The following is an 18,478-nucleotide window of genomic DNA, read 5'->3' on the forward strand; positions in this document are numbered from 1 at the left end:
GGCGCGGTGCACGCGGCTATCACGCAACCATGGTCCAATGGCCAAGTGGAAGCTCAGATCACCAAGCTCAAGCTGGTCAAACGGCAAATGTACGGGCGCGCTAAGCTCGATCTCCTTCAGGCTAGGCGATTGGCGCGCCATAAAAACAATCACGATCATCGAATATGCGTCAGAGCCAATATTGCAGGCCGAATGACAGGCAACACCGGCAGCCGAACGGTCGGCGTTCACGAGGTCGTCCAGAGATTTGCCGGGCCGGACTGCATCGGCGTCTGTATCGAAGAACCTTTCTCCGGACAGTTCTCCAGCGTCAAAGCTCTCTTCCCCATGCTCGGAGCTGCCGTACTCGCCTGCGAGCTGGCGGGCTCCCATGGTCGGCGATCCACCTCAGCAAACTGAAAATCCCCGCCACCGGCAAAGGCAACGCGAAGAAGCGGGACATGCAAGCGGCTGCGAAAACTCGTTGGGGCAAAGACCTTGGCGAAGATGAAGCCGACGCTGCCGGGGCCGGGGCATAAGCGCTGGACTGTGACCTGTTCACAGCAGCCCGTTTGAGACATTGCGATGGGCACTTAAGATGTCCGCTCATCGGGGCCGACGGGAAATCGTCGCGGGAGCACTAACCGACGCCATTGAGCAAGGAGCGGCTCATTGGTTCCCACTTGTGGCCCTAAGCCGAAGATCGTTTCAGCCGCCGTGATGTCCGCTGTAGTCGGTTAGCTCGACGCCGAGCTACGCTTGTCTCGCCAGCCGCTTTCGAGCCGTTGCGCGTTAAGCGCGGTCCAAATCGACAAGATATGCTAGAACCAAGTTTTCGGTCTGGGCTTGGATAGCGGCGTTGCGATAGATGACAATCTCGGCTTCGTCAGCTCTGCGAACTGTCAACTTCGCCGTGGAGGAGCAAAGCGGCACGCCGTTCGATGTCATCGTAATCAGGTCTTCACGAACCCAACCCTCTTTGCATAGCTCGAGTGCCTCTGGGAAGTTCTTCGCCTCGAAGGCGAACGTAGCTTTGCTGTCAACGTCCATTACGAACACCGAGCCTAAGAAAACAGTCATTGGCACTCGCTTTTCATCGGCATCGGGCGGCCGGAGCCATATGGTCACACACATTAGTTTAAGGCGCAATGATACGAACCGGACGATTAAGTCGAGTCAGCGGCGGGTTCGCGGCGGGCCTAAGATTGCTTAGCCGATGGTCGCTCGAACCCGTGTCATGTCGGCTGTCAGAGGCAAACCCGACGACAATCCAGCATCGCGGCTACCGCTGCTGTTGACCCGAAGCGGACTCCAGGACATCGCGCTGCCCCTGAGAGAGCAAAATAGGATCGACGGGCGAGGTCGACAGTTGGCATCCGCGCGCAATTGACACGGAGAGTTCGAGATGCCCCTTACCCCAGACCCATCCGGCGACTTCGAGGAGGCGCCGCCTGAAGCCGTTCTATTCGCGATGTTCAGCGGCGGTGACCGTATCACTTGCCGGGTCGAATGGACCACCTTACGCGAACGTGCCGCCGCCGACGGCGCCGATCCGAATGACATCGCCGGACGTTCAAAAACCATCGGTCTACCATCGAGCAGATCGCCAGCGACCTGTACGACGGCGGCAAGAAATCCCAGTGGTTCGCACTGAGCAGCTTGTGCCGGCCCGCGGACCGGGCGCGCCTTGCGATTTTTGAGGATCAGAGAGAAGCCGGGGGCGGCGATGAAACTGTTGACTGAATACCTAGAGCGCGCCGTGAGCCTGGAAAAATTGGCGGCGGGCGAGCAGGATTCGACCTTCAAAACCCAACTGTTGAACCAGGCGGCGGCCTATCGAAAGCTGGCGGCAAAGCGCGCCATGGAATATGGACTGCCGCCACCCAGTCCGCCAGAAGAGCCGCCGCATCGCTGAGGGAGTAGACCGCAAAGGGCGTTGTGGCTATTTTCGGCTCATGAGCCAAGAGGATGCAAACGGTTCCGCGAGCAGGCGGATGAGTGCCGCCAACAGGCGGCGACAGCGGTCAGCCTAGACGCCGCCGAAGTATGGTTGCGGCTCGCGGGCGACTGGATGAAGCTCGCCGAAGCCGCCGAGAAACGCGGAAGCCAATTTTGACAGAGATCCCGGCGGCACCGGGTTGGACGGAGAGAGCAAGAATTTCACGATGCCATCAGCGAAGGTCGCCAAGTACCTGGAGCGGGCCGACTTCTATCGCCGGCTCAAAGAGCAGATGTCACATCCGCCCACCCGCCACCTCTACGAGCAGATGGAAAGCAGCTACCGTTTGCTCGCCCAGAGCCAAGAACAGCTGGAACGGTCAGAGCAGCCCGTCGAAAATCTGGACCGTCGTAAAACTCCGCGCCCCTGAGGCGAGCGGCCGCTGCCGTGAAGGGGGCGGACGGATGGTCCGCTATTGAACCGAAGCGGAATGCGCATCCAAATGGCTCCCGTGCTTAGGCGAGCTAGGCAAATGCGAAAATTAACGGGCGGCTGTATCAATTGATACGACTAGGGAGATCGACGCCTGTACAACTAGCCTCAAGTCGGAGCGCGGCTTATGGACAGCCGAAGCGATCCCGGCGAATGGCGACTCAACGGTCCATTCGAGGGCTTGGCCATGGGTATCGAACGAATGCACACAGCGAAGTACTGGCGGATGCGCGCCGAGGAATTTCGCACCAAAGCCGACTGCTGCGAATTCCCGCAGACCAGAAATACGCTCCGCCAAGTTGCGAATAACTATGAGCAGCTGGCCCGGAGCGTCGAACAGATAGTCACCGTCACTGAGCTGGATGAGCGCACTTCAGAAGCTCGCCGAGTGGCGCGGGAATACGCTGACGACCCGCGGGCTATCATGCGCCAACAGCGGCATCGGATGACTTAACACCATCCCACCCCGCGGCTCTCCCGTTAAGCCGCAAGCAACGGCCGCTCGTGGCCCTTACCCCTGGCCTAGCCGCGCGGACTCCTGAGGGCAGTAAACCAGCATCCCTGAGGGAGTGCATTGGGCCGGTTCTGCCCTTAGCGGACCTGTGCTGCACGCCGTTGCATGGGCAGCTATTGACCCGTAGCAGACGTTTGTCGGATTCGGCTTCGTGCCGCGTTAACACAACCCGGTTATACGAGCCACCACGCTCCGAACGGATCGCCTTTCTTGCGAGGCATTGACCCAATGAAACGCATTTTTACGTTTCTCATAGTCGGGCCGCTGCTTATGGGCGGCGTGCTCGACTTTCTGTTTGGGTCGACGAGTGCTCTTGGTTGGTTGGTTGGGCTCCCGTTCTTGAGTGTTTTGGTTGCGTTTCCAAGTGCGCTTGTCGATTACTCTCTGGAAGGGCGGCGCTGGCAGCTCGCTCTCGTTACAGCGTCCGGCGTTGTTGGATCGTCTCTCGCGGGCTTCTCTTCCCAAAGCCATCTGCTTTTGATCGCCGCTGCTGGAGGTGTCTCGATGGCGTTCTTGGATGACCAATCAGAGCTGGTCCCCGGAACACAGGGCGTGATCAGGGCCGCCTCCTTTGCATTCACTTCCGCTTGTGATGCTGTGGACGGCTCCTCCACGGGCACGAGAGTGCCAAACAATGGGCGCCGTTTAAGGCTCCCACGATTCGGAGGAGCAGCCTATGCAGTCAATTTCAACGATTGGTCTGGATATCGCGAAGTCGGTCTTTCAAGTGCATGGGGTTGATACAGCCGGCAAGGTGATCATACGCCGTCAGCTCAAGCGCCGTTTCGTGCTGTCCTTCTTTGAGAAGTTGCCGCCGTGCCTAGTCGGGATCGAGGCTTGCGCTTCATCGCACCATTGGTCCCGCGAGCTGCAGGCGTTGGGGCATACGGTGCGACTGATGCCACCGGCCTATGTGAAGCCCTACGTCAAGCGGCAGAAGAACGACAGCACCGACGCAGAGGCTATTTGCGAGGCGGTCACAAGGCCCAACATGCGGTTCGTGCCGACCAAGACGATCGAGCAACAGAGCTGTCTGATGCTTCATCGCGTGCGCCATCTCTTCGTTCGCCAGCAGACTGCCGTCATCAACTCGATCCGCGCATATCTGGCCGAGTTCGGGATTGTTGCCCCCGTCGGGCGCAGGGGTGTGGAACAGCTGTTGGAAGTCGTCGCCGATCCAGCCGACCGCCGGGTCCCGGAGGTGGCCCGCGCGTGTCTTGCGGCTCTCGGCGGTCAGTTGCGGGGACTGAAGGCTCAGATCCTGGAGTTCGATAAGGGCATTATTGCCTGGCATCGATCAAACGCGACGAGCAAGCGACTGGATGCGATCCCTGGCGTCGGTCCAGCACTGCCAACGGCGCTAGTCGCAAGCGTTGCCGATGCCAAGACCTTCCGATCGGGGCGGGACTTCTCGGCTTGGGTCGGGCTCGTGCCGAAGGCTGCGCGCCATTTGCCCTCTGCCCGCACGGCCTCGAGCTGATCAGGGTTGGTTAAAAGACCGTAAAGCACTGTCAGCAGGGCGTCCCGCGGCTCATTGATGCCGCCGCCCCGCGAGCGCTGGAAACTGTCGAGCGGCAACTTAAAAGAACGCGAATGAGTCAGAGGCCATGACCCAACCTGAAGCCGTGCAATTCTGCTAGGTTTCGAAATCCGGGCGTATAGCCCGTGCGGGAGGCGGCGGTGACAAACTGGGAGGTCTCCAACGATCCATCTGGCAAGCCGCCATCCGATAACAGGCAGCCGGACGAAGCAGAATCCGATCAGGAGCGACCGGGGAAGCGGCCATCTGATCGCAGTTTAAGGATCCGCTTGCGGGCACGATTGCAGTTGATCGGCGGCGCGCTCGCCTCAATTGCGGCTGTGGGTGCTATCGCGGGTGGCCTCGTCGGGTACTGGACTGTTTGGAAGACGCTACGCACAGACGTCTTTCCGGAAAGCCAGAAAACGCAGAAAGAGGCTACGGCCCGGCCCGACATTGCTCCCCGTTTGTCTCTCGTTGTCCTGCCATTCGCAAACCTCAACAACGATGCAGAGCAGGACTATTTCGCCGACGGCATTACGACCGATCTGACGACCGACCTCGCGCAAATGCCCGATACATTCGTGATCGGACGCGGGACGGCTTTCACCTATAGGAATAAGCAGGTCGATCTCAAGACGCTCGGCAAGGACCTTGGTATCCGATGGGCGGTGCAGGGCGCCGTGCAACGGGCTGGAGATCGGGTTCGGATGAACGTGTCGCTTGCAGACCTTTCGACCGGTCGTGACGTCTGGTCGGATCGTTTTGACGGCGATCGGATGAATCTTGCCGCCCTGCAGGACCAGGTGACGGCGCGGCTTGCCCGCTCTCTCAACGTTGAACTCATCCAGGCCGAAAGTCGTCGCAGTTTGATGGACCAGCCCGCGAATCCAGATGCCGTGGATTTCACGATGCGCGGGTGGGCAAAAGTCTATGGACCTCAGAGCAACGTAACGATCACCGAGGCAAAGGACTTGTTTGAGGCCGCGCTGCATCTCGATCCGGACCACGTTGATGCGATGCTCGGTAAAGCGTGGTGCATAGCGAGCGGCATACTCAGCGGCTGGTCAACTGCCGTGACGGAAGACAAAAAGATCGCCACCAGCTTAATTGATAAAGTTCTTTCAAAGCGGCCGACGAGCGCGAATGCGCACATAACCAAAGGAAACATTTTACTCTATGGAGATCCCGAGGGAGCGTTATCTGAATTCGACGCCGCTTTGGAAGCCGACCCAAATTCGCCGCTTGCATACGCAACAAAAGGAATTGCACTTGTCACAGCGGGACGCGCGCACGAATCCTTCGACCCAGTTCAGATTGCTTTACGCCTAAGTCCCAAAGATCCGGCGCGTAGCACCTGGCATTTCTTCCTGTGCCATGCTCACGCCCATGTGCAGCAATACAACGAGGCCATTGAGGAATGCAGGCGCTCGATCAATCTGAACAAATTATACTGGATGCCGTATGTGGATCTGATTTCAGCTTATGGAGCCACCGGCCAACTTGAAATGACCTCCCAAGTGACGACCGAATTGGATGCAATCTTGCCGGACTTCACGGTCCAATGGTTCCGTCAAATAGGCTACGCACGTTCGAGCAATGCGCAGTTTCGCCGTGAGTACGACAGCATCCTTGATGGACTTAGAAAGGCTGGCGTCCGCGAGCAATGAGATCACCAGGATCCTTCGTTGCTTGCTTACCAGCAGAGTGTTCTCTGGCCCTGAGCCGAAAAGCACTGGAGCCGCGGTGACGTCCGCTGTCGCTGGTGAGTCAGACGCCGAGCAGCCTTAGCTCAACAAGCGCCCGTCCCCAAAACCGACATCAGTGCCGCGCTCGACGGCATTCACCAATACCTTTTCCCCACTCGCGCCAAGGCTATGTGCAAGCTGGCGGGGGGCTGTCCGAGTGTGGTGCTTGCTCGCCGATAGCGTTCCCACATTGCCTTTCCGTCTAGATCTTCAACCAGCTCAAGTCCAACACAGGCGAGATCGTTGATGATTTCATCCGGATAGAATCCCGAAATCCAAGGTTCGCCGGTCTGCGCTACCAGGTTAGCATTCTCGTTGTGTGGTGATTGCGATGTGTTCTGGGCGAACTCGGCTTGGTCCATATAGGTGAATACAAGTTCGCTTCCCGGAGCACCGCAAGTTGCCACTGCACGCAAGGTTGCCAGATTGGCTTGGCGTGTCAGGTACACCGAAACGCCGAGCCACGAGAAGAATGCTTTCTTGTCTTTCTGGAAGCAAGAGCAAGCCAAAGCAGACACCAAATCGTCGTTCGTGAGGTCGGCAGCGATGAAATGTACAGACGGCGGAAGCGACATGCCGCATTCTTTAATACGCTGGATCTTCATCGTTTGCGTCGCCGGATGGTCTATCTCGAAGATCGTCAGGGCGTAGGAAAAAGCGGGCCGGCGAAGCGCGAAGCTATCCAACCCGGCGCCGATAAGGACATACTGACTGATGCCCCTGATTGTCGCCTCGCGCAGCGCGTCCTCTGCATAGCGAGAGCGGATTACCACTCCAGGCAGTGCGGTATTGGCGAGCAGGAAGTCGTCCAACACTGTATTGGTTCCCTGCAGGGCACGGGCACGCGCGTCTTTATCCATGCGGGCCAATACACGCTCAGTCATCCTTTCGCGTTCAGCTTCGGGAACGAGTCGATCGCCCCAGGGATCGTCGAAAAGGGGAGACGGGTCGAACCGCGAATGCAGCGCTCTCATCAGCGACGTTGCGAGTGCGGTGCGGCTGGGCAATGACTCCATCATCCCGATCCTTCCTGGGACGGCTTGTCTCGCTGAGTACTAGGGCGATCTGGCGCGTACGGACGATAGACTAGAATAGGCGATGGTTAAAGCTGCCCATCGACTGAACAGAGCAGCAACAACTTGCGCACCAGCCGCACTGAAGGCTTCGGAAGGAAACGCGATTGAGAGCGCTGCATAAGTCTGGACATGGCCTGAAGCCGGCAAACATCAATGACCGATTGAGTCGGCTTTAAAGCGGACTTGATGAATCTATCAGTTCGCGCCCAAGTACAAATCAGGTCGGCCTTTCTTTTTCAACGCCAGCCTACGACGGCACCAATTTAGCCAAGCCCACAAAAAGCTGGACGCGCTACCGGCTCGCACGAACCGATAGCAACGGAGTGAGCCAGCATGCAAGCCTTAACAGCATGGCGTCGAATCGCATGCGTTTTTCTACCTTTTGCTGCTGGATATTATCTCTCGTACGTGTTTCGAACGATCAACGCTTTGATTGGCGGTCAGCTGAGCTCGGATATCGGTCTGGAGACTGCCGATCTCGGGTTGCTTACGTCGGTCTATTTCCTTGTCTTTGCGGCGGTCCAGATTCCCATCGGGATATCGTTGGACCGCTTTGGTCCGCGCCGCATTCAGAGTGTTCTGCTCCTGGTCGCAGCGGCGGGGGCCGCACTGTTCGCGGTAGCGACTGGTTTCCTGTCACTTTTGATCGCGCGTGCCATGCTCGGGCTTGGCGTGGCCGCGGCGCTGATGGCAGGACTGAAGTCCATCGTCCTTTGGTTTCCCAAGGAACGAGTTGCCTTGCTCAACGGCTACATGATCATGCTGGGATCGCTGGGAGCTGTGACCGCTACGGCCCCCGCCGAATACCTGCTCCGTTGGATGAACTGGCGGCAGCTCTTTGAGATCCTGGCGTTCGCTACCGGAGCGACGGCAATTCTAATCTACGTCGTGGTGCCTGAGCGCATCATGGGCCGATCTACCATTCGCAATACCCTTAGCTCTGTTTTGGGCGATCCGCGTTTCTGGCGAATTGCCCCATTGTCAGCCGCTTGCATCGGATCGGCCTGGTCTCTGCAAGGGTTGTGGGCATCGCCATGGCTAACCGACGTGGAGAGATTCGACCATCCGAGGCTTGTTGGACAGCTGTTCACGATGTCCATCGTTCTTTGCGGCGGCGCCTGGTCGTTCGGGACATTGGTCCATTGCATCCGACAAAGACGGGCTGGAGTAGAGATCATCGTGGCCGCGATCGCAGGGCTATTCATCGCGGCCCAGCTATCCTTGATCCTTCGCTTGCCCTTGCCATCAATCTTGCCGTGGTCAGTGATCGCAATCGCTGGAACCGCGACTGTGGTCAGCTTCGCGGCAATCGCTGAATACTTTCCGCCGGAACTCACCGGTCGTGCCAACGGCGCCTTGAATGTGCTGCACTTCGGTTGGGCATTTGTTTCCCAATGCGGGACCGGCCTCATCTTGCAGCAGTGGCCAGTGGTGGATGGCCACAGGACCGTCTTTGCCTATCAAGCCGCGTTCGGTCTCAATCTGGTGGTGCAGATCGCCGCGTTTGTCTGGTTCGCTCTACCATGGCTTGGATCCTTCGGGCGGCGGATGGGTTCAAACCCGCTCCGTTTGCCCGCTAGCGTTTCCGACGCAGTCGAAACGTTCATGCCGTGCGAACAATTGCTCGTGGTCATGCCGGCGAATACCGATTCGGAGTGGTGAGGCACGTCCGCAGTAAGCTTGCCGACGAATAGCATCAATATTCAGCAGCGCTCCGGTTAGCTCCGCGGTGCGAATATGAGTTTTTGATCTTTCTTTTCCTACGCCAATCTACGCTTACCGTAAGCGCTTGTTGCGCCAAATCCATTGGTGCGTTTTCTAATCAACCGATCCGAGAACGCTCCAGACGTTCTCATTCGGTGGGGACGGCAGTGGCAATCAAATCTATTCAATCGGAAGCGAATTCGCGCGGTGCGCGAATGCTCCGCAGCGCACTTGGCGCGGCAATCGCAGGCTACCTGGAAGACGATACGATCGTCGAAGTCATGCTCAATCCCGATGGGCGGCTTTGGATTGACCGATTGTCGAGTGGGTTGGTTGACACTGGCGAAACCTTGTCGACGGCGGACGGCGAGCGCATCGTTCGTCTGGTGGCCCACCATGTAGGCGCGGAGGTGCACGCAAGCTCACCACGCGTCTCGGCTGAACTTCCCGGAACCGGCGAGCGTTTTGAGGGCCTGTTGCCTCCGGTCGTTGCTGCCCCCGCTTTCTCCATCCGCAAGCCCGCGGTCGCCGTCTTCACGCTCGACGACTACGTCGCCGCCGGGATCATGAGCTCCGGGCAAGCCGACGCCCTGAGGAGTGCGGTCGCCACTCGCAAGAATATCCTGGTGGCCGGTGGCACATCGACCGGCAAGACCACCTTGACCAACGCGCTTCTGGCCGAGGTAGCGAAGACCGCTGACCGCGTCGTCCTGATCGAAGATACGCGCGAACTTCAATGCAAGGCGCCCAATCTCGTAGCGCTACGGACCAAGGACGGCGTAGCCACTTTATCCGACCTTGTCCGCTCCTCGCTTCGACTGCGTCCTGACCGCATCCCGATCGGCGAGGTCCGCGGCGCCGAAGCTCTCGACCTCCTGAAGGCGTGGGGCACCGGTCACCCCGGCGGAATCGGCACCATTCATTCGGGTAGTGCGCTCGGCGCTCTGCGGAGGCTCGAGCAGCTCATCCAGGAAGCGGTCATCACGGTTCCGCGCGCCCTGATCGCCGAAACCATCAACCTCGTCGCCGTGCTCGGGGGGCGCGGTGCTGACCGTCGCCTCGCTGAACTCGCCCTTGTTACAGGGCTTGGCGCCGCCGGCGACTACAGCCTTTCACCAGCAGGAGACTGACATGCGTCCACGATTCCGTATTCCCCGAGAAGCTGCTTTGCTGGCGATTGCCAGCCAGGTTGTACTGACGACAGCGCCCGCATGGGCGGCCGGCTCGAACATGCCATGGGAGCAGCCGCTCAACCAGATCCTGCAATCGGTCGAAGGCCCCGTCGCCAAGATCATCGCCGTTATCATCATCGTCGTAACCGGCCTTACCCTCGCTTTCGGCGATTCATCCGGCGGATTTCGCAGGCTGATCCAGATCGTGTTCGGTCTGTCGATCGCATTCGCCGCCTCGAGCTTCTTCCTGTCGTTCTTCTCGTTCGGCGGCGGCGTGGTGATCTGATGGACGAGGCGGTCGCAGGTTTTGTCGTGCCGGTTCACCGTGCGCTTACCGAGCCGATCCTGATGGGCGGTGCGCCGCGGGCGGTCGCCATCGTCAACGGCACGTTGGCGGCCGCCCTTGGACTCGGACTGCGGCTCTGGATCGCAGGTCTTGTCCTCTGGTTCATCGGCCACATGGCCGCCGTCTGGGCTGCCAGGCGCGATCCCGCCTTTGTGGATGTCGTGCGGCGCCATCTGCGCATTCCCGGTCATCTCAACCTCTGAGTTCTCGGTCATGATGAACCTTGCCGAATATCGCCATTCCAATGCGCGTCTTGCCGATTTCCTGCCTTGGGCCGCCCTCGTCGACAAGGGCATCATCCTGAACAAGGATGGCTCGTTCCAGCGGACAGCGAAGTTCCGTGGACCCGACCTCGATAGCGCGGTGCCAGCTGAACTTGTCGCGGTCGCCGGTCGTCTGAACAACGCACTTCGCCGCCTGGGATCCGGCTGGGCCGTGTTCGTTGAGGCGCAGCGCCATTTTGCCGGCAGCTATCCTCCGAGCACATTTCCGGATGTCGCATCCGCGCTGGTCGACGCCGAGCGCAGGGCCCAGTTCGAGGAGGCCGGCGCCCACTACGAGTCCAGCTACTTCCTGACTTTCCTCTATCTGCCTCCGGAGGAGGGCGCAGCCAAGGCAGAGCGACTGCTCTATGAAGGGCGCGATCGGACCGTTGGAGCCGATGCTCGCGAGGTACTTCGCGGCTTTATCGATCAAACCAGCCGCGTACTCGGGCTTCTGGAAGGATTCATGCCCGAATGCGCATGGCTCGATGATCAGGCCACGCTGACCTACCTGCACTCGACGATCTCGACCAAGCGTCATCGGGTTCGCGTGCCCGAAATTCCCATGTACATCGATGCGTTGTTGGCGGACCAGCCGCTGACCGGCGGTCTCGAGCCGATGTTGGGCTCGGCGAATTTGCGAGTCCTCACGATCGTCGGCTTCCCGGGGGCAACGACGCCGGGAATTTTGGATGACCTCAATCGCCTGCCATTCTCGTACCGCTGGTCGACCCGGGCGATCATGCTCGACAAGACCGATGCCACCAAGCTTTTGACCAAGATCCGCCGCCAGTGGTTCGCCAAGCGAAAGTCGATTGGCGCCATCCTCAAGGAGGTCATGACCAATGAGGCGTCGACGCTGCTCGATACCGACGCCCACAACAAGGCACTCGATGCCGACGCGGCGCTGCAGGAACTGGGATCGGACCAGATCGGACAGGCCTTTGTCACGGCAACGATCACCGTCTGGGACGGTGCTGCCAATGTTGCGGATGAAAAGCTCCGCCTGGTCGAGAAGGTCGTTCAGGGCCGCGATTTCACCTGCATGATCGAGACAGTGAACGCCGTGGAAGCCTGGCTCGGCAGTCTCCCCGGGCATGTCTATGCCAATGTGCGGCAGCCGCCGGTGTCGACCCTCAACCTCGCCCATATGATTCCGATGTCGGCTGTATGGGCGGGCGAGGCGCGGGATCTGCATTTTGGCGCTCCGCCGCTGCTGTTCGGCAAGACCGAGGGATCCACCCCGTTCCGGTTTTCGCTCCACGTTGGTGACGTCGGCCATACCCTGGTGGTGGGGCCGACAGGTGCTGGCAAGTCGGTCCTGCTCGCCCTCATGGCAATGCAGTTCCGTCGTTACCCGAACTCCCAGGTGTTTGCGTTCGACTTCGGTGGTTCGATCCGGGCGGCCGCACTTGCCATGGGTGGCGATTGGCATGATCTCGGTGGTGCCTTGTCTGACGGAGGCGATCAACCCGTCGCGTTGCAGCCGCTGGCCTGGATCGACGATCCTTCGGAGCGCGGATGGGCCACCGAATGGATTGGTGCGATCCTGGCACGCGAAAAGGTCGAGATCACCCCAGAGGTCAAGGACCATCTGTGGTCGGCGCTGACGTCTCTCGCGTCAGCGCCGAGGGAGGAACGCACCCTGACGGGCCTGTCGGTCCTCCTGCAATCGAACTCCCTGAAACGCGCCCTGCAACCCTATTGCCTCGGTGGCTCGTCCGGGCGCCTGCTTGATGCTGAGTTCGAGCGCCTTGGCGAGTCCTCGGTCCAGGCGTTCGAGACGGAAGGGTTGATCGGAACGAGCGCGGCCCCGGCCGTGCTGGCCTATCTCTTTCATCGTATCGGGGACCGCCTCGACGGCCGGCCAACACTCCTCATTGTCGATGAAGGTTGGCTTGCCCTCGACGATGAGGATTTTGCCGGCCAACTTCGCGAATGGCTGAAGACGCTTCGCAAGAAGAACGCCTCCGTGATCTTCGCCACCCAATCGCTGTCGGACATCGATGGTTCGGCGATCGCCCCCGCGATCATCGAAAGCTGCCCAACACGCTTGTTGCTGCCGAACGAACGGGCCATCGAACCGCAGATCACTGCGATCTACCGCCGCTTCGGACTCAACAACCGCCAGATCGAGCTTCTGGCACGGGCAACGCCCAAGCGTGACTACTACTGCCAATCTCGCCGCGGCAACCGGATGTTCGAACTTGGACTTGGCGAAGTTGCGCTCGCATTCACAGCGGCCTCATCCAAGACAGACCAGGCGTCCATTGCACAGCTCCTCGCCGAGCATGGACCTGACGGGTTCGTACCGGTCTGGCTTCAGCACCGCGGCGCCGCCTGGGCCACGGACCTAATTCCCGGTCTCATCAATCTGGAGAAGTCGCAATGAGACGCCTTGGTCTATTTGCCGCGGCCAGCACCATCGCCCTGACGCTTTGCGTCACGGCATCCGCACGAGCGCAGTGGATCGTCTTCGATCCCAACAACTACGTGCAAAACGTGCTGACCGCCGCGCGCGAGCTGCAGCAGATCAGCAACCAGATCACCTCATTGCAGAACGAAGCGCAGATGCTGATCAACCAGGCCAGGAATCTCGCAAGCTTGCCGTACTCCTCGCTCCAGCAACTGCAATCATCGATCCAGCGAACCCAGCAATTGCTGGCCCAGGCCCAGCGCATCGCCTACGACGTTCAACAGATCGACCACGCGTTTTCGACCAGCTATGCGCCGGCGAGCGGCAGCCAGTCCAGCCAGCTGCTGATCGACAACGCTCAATCGCGCTGGCAAAACTCAGTCGCCGCGTTGCAGGACGCGCTCCGGGTCCAGGCCGGCGTTGTTGGCAACCTCGACACCAATCGCATTCAGACATCGGCGCTCGTGACGTCGAGCCAGGGTGCCAGCGGCGCCCTGCAGGCGACCCAGGCCGGCAATCAGATCCTCGCGCTTCAGGCGCAGCAGCTAGCCGATCTCACCGCCACTGTCGCGGCACAAGGTCGGGCCCAGAGCCTTGAAGCGGCGCAGCGCGCTGCAGCCCAGCACCAGGGGCGAGAACAGCTCCGTCGATTTCTGACGCCGGGGCAGGGCTATCAATCCCAGGACGTGCGGATGTTCCACTGATGACAGATACAGGCCCATTCAAAGCGCTATCGCTACTCATGTCGGTCGGGGTGCTGGTCGTCGCAGGCTGCGCGATCAAGCTTCGTGGCGGAGAAAATACCTCTGCGATGCAAACGGCAGAGCAGGCCAAAGACGTTGACCGTTCCGAGCTTGAGCGCTGCCGCACCGTCTCTTCGGAAGATGCCGCCGGCTATCAGCATTGCCAGAAGGTCTGGGCCGAAAACCGCCGTCGCTTCTTTGTCAGACGGGACGGTGCTGCCTCTGCGGTAACCGGCCCGACAGCCGTGCCAAAAGATCAGAGCCGGATGCCGCAAGGATATCCGGCCGCCAGGGCGCCCGAGGAAGCTAAGCCATGACCGGCACCGGCATCATCGACCAGTTCCTTGAGACGTTCACCCGCTACATCGACAACGGCTTCGGGCTGCTGGGTGGCGAGGTCGGGTATCTCGCGACAACGCTTGCCGCCATCGACATCACGCTTGCCGCGTTATTCTGGAGTTGGGGCACTGACGAGGACATCATCGCGCGTCTCGTAAGGAAAACGCTGTTCGTTGGGATCTTCGCCTATCTCATCGGCAATTGGAACAATCTCGCACGGATCGTCTTCGAGAGCTTTGCCGGCCTCGGGCTGAAGGCATCTGGATCAAGTATTTCAGCGTCAGACTTCCTGCGGCCGGGAAAGATCGCCCAAGTCGGACTCGATGCCGGAAGGCCGATGCTCGATTCGATTTCGAACCTGATGGGCTACATCAGTTTCTTCGAGAATTTCGTCCAGATCGTCGTTCTCCTGTTCGCATGGATCGTGGTTCTGCTGGCCTTCTTCATTCTGGCCATTCAGCTCTTCGTCACGCTGATCGAGTTCAAGCTGACGACGCTGGCCGGCTTCGTGCTCATTCCCTTTGGCTTGTTTGGCAAGACGGCCTTCGCGGCGGAGCGGGTCTTGGGCAACGTCATATCCTCCGGGATCAAGGTTTTGGTCTTGGCCGTCATCGTCGGCATTGGCTCAACCCTGTTCGCGCAGTTCACCGCGGGTTTTGGTGGCGCGCAGCCCACAATCGAAGATGCGATGACGCTGGTGCTCGCGGCCCTGTCCTTGCTGGGCCTCGGTATCTTCGGTCCTGGAATCGCAAACGGCCTGGTCTCCGGCGGGCCGCAGCTCGGCGCCGGCGCCGCGATCGGAACAGGCCTTGCTGCCGGCGGCGTCGTTGCGGCAGGTGCCGGCCTTGCTGCCGGTGGCGCTGGTCTCGCTGGCGGTGCGCTGGCAGGTGCGGGACGCGGCGGAGCTGCCATCGTGAGCGGCGCATCCGCGGCGTATCGAACCGGCGGCCTTGCCGCTGTCGCCGAGGCGGGTGGCTCGGCTGCAATGAGCCCGTTACGTCGAGCCGCGGCCGCATTCGCCGGCGGCGGGCAAGCGGGTGAGCCGGCCGCGAGCACGGGCACAGAGGGGCAACCCGATTGGGCGCGGCGCATCAAGCGCGCCCAGACCATTCGGCACGGCGCGTCGGCGGCCGGCCACGCGGTGCGCTCCGGCGATCATGGCGGCAGCGGTTCTTCTGTCGATCTCTCCGAAGGAGAGCGCTGACAGCCAGGCGAACGCCAATCTGCCGCTCGGTCAGCAGCGGCCATCAAACGGCGCACCGCGTCACTCGAAGCCAATCACGCATCTCAGGGGCAACATCTATGTTCAGACGACCTTCCGTTCACTACGGGCGCATGCCCGAACCGGTCACACCCTACCAAAAAGCAGCACAGGTCTGGGACGAACGCATTGGATCGGCGCGCGTGCAGGCCAAGAACTGGCGCTTGATGGCGTTCGGTTGCCTCATGCTCTCGGGCGGCCTGGCCGGTGGACTTGTTTGGCAGGCAGCACAAGGATCGATCACGCCATGGGTCGTCGAGGTTGATCGCCTGGGCCAGGCCCAACGTGTCGCTCCAGCCAACATCGACTATCAGCCCACCGACGCCCAGATCGCCTACCATTTGGCGCGGTTTATCGAGGATGTCAGAGGTTTGCCGGCTGACGGCATCGTTCTGCGCCAGAACCGGCTACGAGCCTATGACTTTACGACCGATCGCGGTGCCGCTGCGCTCAACGATTTTGCGCGTAACAATGACCCGTTTGCCAAGCTGGGCAAGGCGCAGATCTCCGTCGATGTGTCGAGCGTCATCCGTGCGTCTTCAGAGAGCTTCCGGGTCGCCTGGATCCAACGCATCTACGAGAATGGCTCGCTGAGTGCGACCGAGCGCTGGACCGCGATTCTCACGGTGGCAATCGAGACGCCGCGAGACGCCGAGCGCCTGCGCAAGAATCCCCTTGGCGTCTACGTCCACGCCATCAACTGGTCAAAGGAGCTGGGTCAGTGATCAAGACGACGCGTGACATGTGTTCAAAAGGGCCGATCCAATACCGCAGGTCCAACTCGAGCAGGTGCAAGCTCGCCGCTTTGAGGCGAGCCCTTTTACCAGCTTTGCTGCTTGGCACATCGGCCCTCGCCGGGTGCGCGACCTACATTCCGCCGGAAATCAGCTATGACGCCGAGGTCCCGCCGTTGCCAGCGCCTCCAGCGGCACTCGATGACCGACCTCAGCCGCTTCACGTTCCGCCGCTCTGGAAACCCGTTCTCGGCGGCAAGTCGGGCGCCAAAGAAGAGGCTGAACCCGTGAGCCGGGTTGAGACCGCAAACAGCGCGGCGCGAGTCGAGCCGCGCAAACGGGGATATTTCAACGCAGCGCAAATCTACGCCTACAGTCCCGGGGCGCTCTATCAGGTTTATGCCGCGCCTGGGCAGATCACGGATATCGCGCTCGAGGAGGGGGAACAGTTGACGGGATCAGGGCCGATCGCGGCTGGAGATACCGTACGCTGGGTCGTGGGCGATACCGAAAGCGGGAACGGCGACACACGACGCGTCCATATCCTGGTCAAGCCAACCCGCGCATCGATCGAGACCAATCTTGTCGTCAATACTGACCGGCGCACGTACCTGATTGAGCTCCGCTCCCGCGAGCGGCCATACATGCCATCCGTTGCCTGGTACTATCCGGAAGCAGTACGTGACCGTTCCCATGCAGTCGCTCTGAAACCCGTTCTTCCCGATCCGGCCCAGCGCATCTCCCGCTATGCCATCGAAGGGGACAGTCCTCCCTGGCGGCCGCTCGCCGCATATGACGATGGCCGCAAGGTCTATGTCGAATTCCCGCAAGGCATCGTGCAGGGCGAGATGCCTCCGCTCTTCGTCATCGGTCCGGACGGCAAGACCGAACTCGTCAATTATCGCGCTTACGGCAGCGTATTGATCGTCGATCGGCTGTTTGCAGCCGCTGAACTCCGACTTGGCGGTGAGCACCAGCGGAAGGTCAGAATTGTCAGGACTGACGGGAGGCCGTCGTCATGAACACCCGGAATGGAAACGATCAGAAGCAAGCGGCTCCGCCTGAGACACAAGAGGATCAGTCCAGGAGCTTCCGCTTGAGAGCGGAGCACCCGCGCGTGACACGGTTGTCACGGAAAGTACTGGCGGGAGGGGGCGCGGTCGCCCTGCTTGTCATCGGCGGAGCCGTGCTGTGGTCGCTGCAGAAGAATCGTCCTCGAGACCAGGCGGCCGATGAGCTTTACAGTACCGACCATCACAATGTCGCCGACGGCATTACGACGCTGCCGAAGGACTATGCTGGCATTCCACGCCAGCCAATCCCGCAGCTTGGTCCGCCGCTCCCCGGGGACCTCGGTCGACCGATCCTTGCTGCCCAAGGCCAGTCGCCGCAGCTCGGCGGTGATCCGGAACAGCAGCGCCGGGATCAAGAGACCGAAGCGGCCCGCGTCAGCCATTTGTTCGCTTCGACCAATGGGAGAGAAGTGCGTGAGCCCACGGCTGCAGGTGTAGGGGGCGATCGCATCGCATCACAAAGCCGGACGAGTGCCAATGACGACGGATTTGCGCAGAACGGTCAGGACCGCAAGCTTGCCTTCGTGAACGCCTCTGTGGACCGCCGCACAGTCAGCCCTGATCGCGTCACCAAGCCAGCTTCACCATATATCGTGCAGGCTGGGACGGTTATTCCGGGAGCCCTGATCACCGGAATCCGATCGGACCTGCCAGGCCAAATTACGGCGCAGGTCACCGAGAATGTCTATGACACGCCGACTGGCCGCTTTCTGCTTGTGCCTCAGGGAGCGCGTCTGATCGGGATCTACGATAGTCAGGTCACTTTCGGCCAGTCACGTGTCCTGCTCGTCTGGACCCGGCTGATCATGCCAAATGGACGTTCTATCGTTCTCGAGCGGCAGCCTGGCGCTGACACCGCAGGATATGCGGGCCTTGAAGACCAGGTCGACAACCACTGGGGTGAGCTCTTCAAGGCTGCGGCGCTTTCGACGTTCCTGGCGGTCGGGACCGAACTGGGTGCCGGCTCAGATACCAACAACAACGACAGCGCCATCATCCAGGCATTGCGACACGGCGCCTCGGACTCATTGAACCAGACCGGGCAGCAGGTGGTTCGGCGCAGTCTCAATATACAGCCCACCCTAACAGTGCGACCTGGTTTCCCGGTTCGCGTTGTCGTCAATCGCGACCTCATACTTGCACCTTACGGAGGATAGGGG

General features: G+C 60.5%; 19 protein-coding genes. 16 read left to right on the plus strand and 3 right to left on the minus strand.

What is annotated here, in order from left to right:
* A partial coding sequence (locus tag ACIPUD_RS29900) for a hypothetical protein (protein WP_446482166.1) occupies nucleotides 1-372 on the minus strand: 372 nt, incomplete at its 3' end.
* 399 nt (nucleotides 373-771) lie between these two features.
* Nucleotides 772-1,059 (minus strand): hypothetical protein, encoded by a 288-nt coding sequence (locus ACIPUD_RS29905; protein WP_377791814.1) that lies wholly within the window; start codon nucleotides 1,057-1,059, stop codon nucleotides 772-774.
* A gap of 646 nt (nucleotides 1,060-1,705) precedes the next feature.
* On the opposite strand from ACIPUD_RS29905, the gene ACIPUD_RS29910 reads away from it, so the two are divergent.
* From ACIPUD_RS29910 to ACIPUD_RS29930, 5 genes are all read left to right on the plus strand, one after another.
* Nucleotides 1,706-1,894, plus strand: coding sequence for a hypothetical protein (locus ACIPUD_RS29910; RefSeq protein WP_377791815.1), 189 nt, complete (start codon nucleotides 1,706-1,708; stop codon nucleotides 1,892-1,894).
* A 250-nt stretch (nucleotides 1,895-2,144) separates the two neighbouring features.
* Entirely contained in the window at nucleotides 2,145-2,348 is a 204-nt protein-coding gene (locus ACIPUD_RS29915; protein ID WP_377791816.1) for a hypothetical protein, read from the plus strand.
* Between the two features lie 189 nt (nucleotides 2,349-2,537).
* Nucleotides 2,538-2,864: a hypothetical protein gene (locus tag ACIPUD_RS29920; protein WP_377791817.1), complete on the plus strand. Its 327-nt coding sequence runs from the start codon at nucleotides 2,538-2,540 to the stop codon at nucleotides 2,862-2,864.
* A gap of 736 nt (nucleotides 2,865-3,600) precedes the next feature.
* A complete protein-coding gene (locus ACIPUD_RS29925; protein ID WP_446482064.1) occupies nucleotides 3,601-4,404 on the plus strand; it encodes an IS110 family transposase in 804 nt (267 codons plus the stop codon).
* Nucleotides 4,405-4,604: 200 nt separating this feature from the next.
* The gene (locus ACIPUD_RS29930; protein WP_446482065.1) at nucleotides 4,605-6,113 is read left to right on the plus strand and encodes a tetratricopeptide repeat protein; all 1,509 of its coding nucleotides are present in this window, start codon (nucleotides 4,605-4,607) and stop codon (nucleotides 6,111-6,113) included.
* A gap of 173 nt (nucleotides 6,114-6,286) precedes the next feature.
* On the opposite strand, the gene ACIPUD_RS29935 is transcribed toward ACIPUD_RS29930, so the two are convergent.
* Nucleotides 6,287-7,210: a class I SAM-dependent methyltransferase gene (locus tag ACIPUD_RS29935; RefSeq protein ID WP_446482066.1), complete on the minus strand. Its 924-nt coding sequence runs from the start codon at nucleotides 7,208-7,210 to the stop codon at nucleotides 6,287-6,289.
* A 390-nt stretch (nucleotides 7,211-7,600) separates the two neighbouring features.
* Between ACIPUD_RS29935 and ACIPUD_RS29940 the strand changes: the two genes are divergently transcribed.
* From ACIPUD_RS29940 to ACIPUD_RS29990, 11 genes are all read left to right on the plus strand, one after another.
* Complete coding sequence (locus ACIPUD_RS29940; RefSeq protein WP_446482067.1) at nucleotides 7,601-8,929, plus strand: MFS transporter; 1,329 nt, start codon at nucleotides 7,601-7,603, stop codon at nucleotides 8,927-8,929.
* Between the two features lie 257 nt (nucleotides 8,930-9,186).
* Nucleotides 9,187-10,101 (plus strand): P-type conjugative transfer ATPase TrbB, encoded by a 915-nt coding sequence (gene trbB / locus ACIPUD_RS29945; RefSeq protein WP_317246408.1) that lies wholly within the window; start codon nucleotides 9,187-9,189, stop codon nucleotides 10,099-10,101.
* 1 nt (nucleotide 10,102) lies between these two features.
* On the plus strand, nucleotides 10,103-10,429 hold the full coding sequence (locus tag ACIPUD_RS29950) for a TrbC/VirB2 family protein (RefSeq protein ID WP_085394394.1): 327 nt from the start codon (nucleotides 10,103-10,105) through the stop codon (nucleotides 10,427-10,429).
* Nucleotides 10,429-10,692: a VirB3 family type IV secretion system protein gene (locus tag ACIPUD_RS29955; RefSeq protein ID WP_085394395.1), complete on the plus strand. Its 264-nt coding sequence runs from the start codon at nucleotides 10,429-10,431 to the stop codon at nucleotides 10,690-10,692. Before ACIPUD_RS29950 ends, ACIPUD_RS29955 begins: the two co-directional genes overlap by 1 nt.
* 10 nt (nucleotides 10,693-10,702) lie before the next feature.
* Complete coding sequence (gene trbE / locus ACIPUD_RS29960) at nucleotides 10,703-13,144, plus strand: conjugal transfer protein TrbE (RefSeq protein WP_446482068.1); 2,442 nt, start codon at nucleotides 10,703-10,705, stop codon at nucleotides 13,142-13,144.
* A complete protein-coding gene (gene trbJ, locus ACIPUD_RS29965; RefSeq protein WP_446482069.1) occupies nucleotides 13,141-13,872 on the plus strand; it encodes a P-type conjugative transfer protein TrbJ in 732 nt (243 codons plus the stop codon). The genes trbE and trbJ overlap by 4 nt, the downstream gene beginning before the upstream one ends.
* On the plus strand, nucleotides 13,872-14,228 hold the full coding sequence (trbK-alt, locus tag ACIPUD_RS29970; RefSeq protein ID WP_446482070.1) for a putative entry exclusion protein TrbK-alt: 357 nt from the start codon (nucleotides 13,872-13,874) through the stop codon (nucleotides 14,226-14,228). Before trbJ ends, trbK-alt begins: the two co-directional genes overlap by 1 nt.
* On the plus strand, nucleotides 14,225-15,454 hold the full coding sequence (trbL, locus tag ACIPUD_RS29975) for a P-type conjugative transfer protein TrbL (protein WP_446482071.1): 1,230 nt from the start codon (nucleotides 14,225-14,227) through the stop codon (nucleotides 15,452-15,454). The genes trbK-alt and trbL overlap by 4 nt, the downstream gene beginning before the upstream one ends.
* A gap of 98 nt (nucleotides 15,455-15,552) precedes the next feature.
* A complete protein-coding gene (gene trbF, locus ACIPUD_RS29980) occupies nucleotides 15,553-16,236 on the plus strand; it encodes a conjugal transfer protein TrbF (RefSeq protein ID WP_446482072.1) in 684 nt (227 codons plus the stop codon).
* Complete coding sequence (trbG, locus tag ACIPUD_RS29985; RefSeq protein ID WP_446482073.1) at nucleotides 16,233-17,267, plus strand: P-type conjugative transfer protein TrbG; 1,035 nt, start codon at nucleotides 16,233-16,235, stop codon at nucleotides 17,265-17,267. Before trbF ends, trbG begins: the two co-directional genes overlap by 4 nt.
* Nucleotides 17,264-18,475, plus strand: a complete 1,212-nt coding sequence (locus tag ACIPUD_RS29990) for a TrbI/VirB10 family protein (protein WP_446482074.1) — start codon at nucleotides 17,264-17,266, stop codon at nucleotides 18,473-18,475. The genes trbG and ACIPUD_RS29990 overlap by 4 nt, the downstream gene beginning before the upstream one ends.
* Nucleotides 18,476-18,478: the final 3 nt, after the last annotated feature.

Source organism: Bradyrhizobium sp. CAR08 (genome assembly GCF_052871955.1).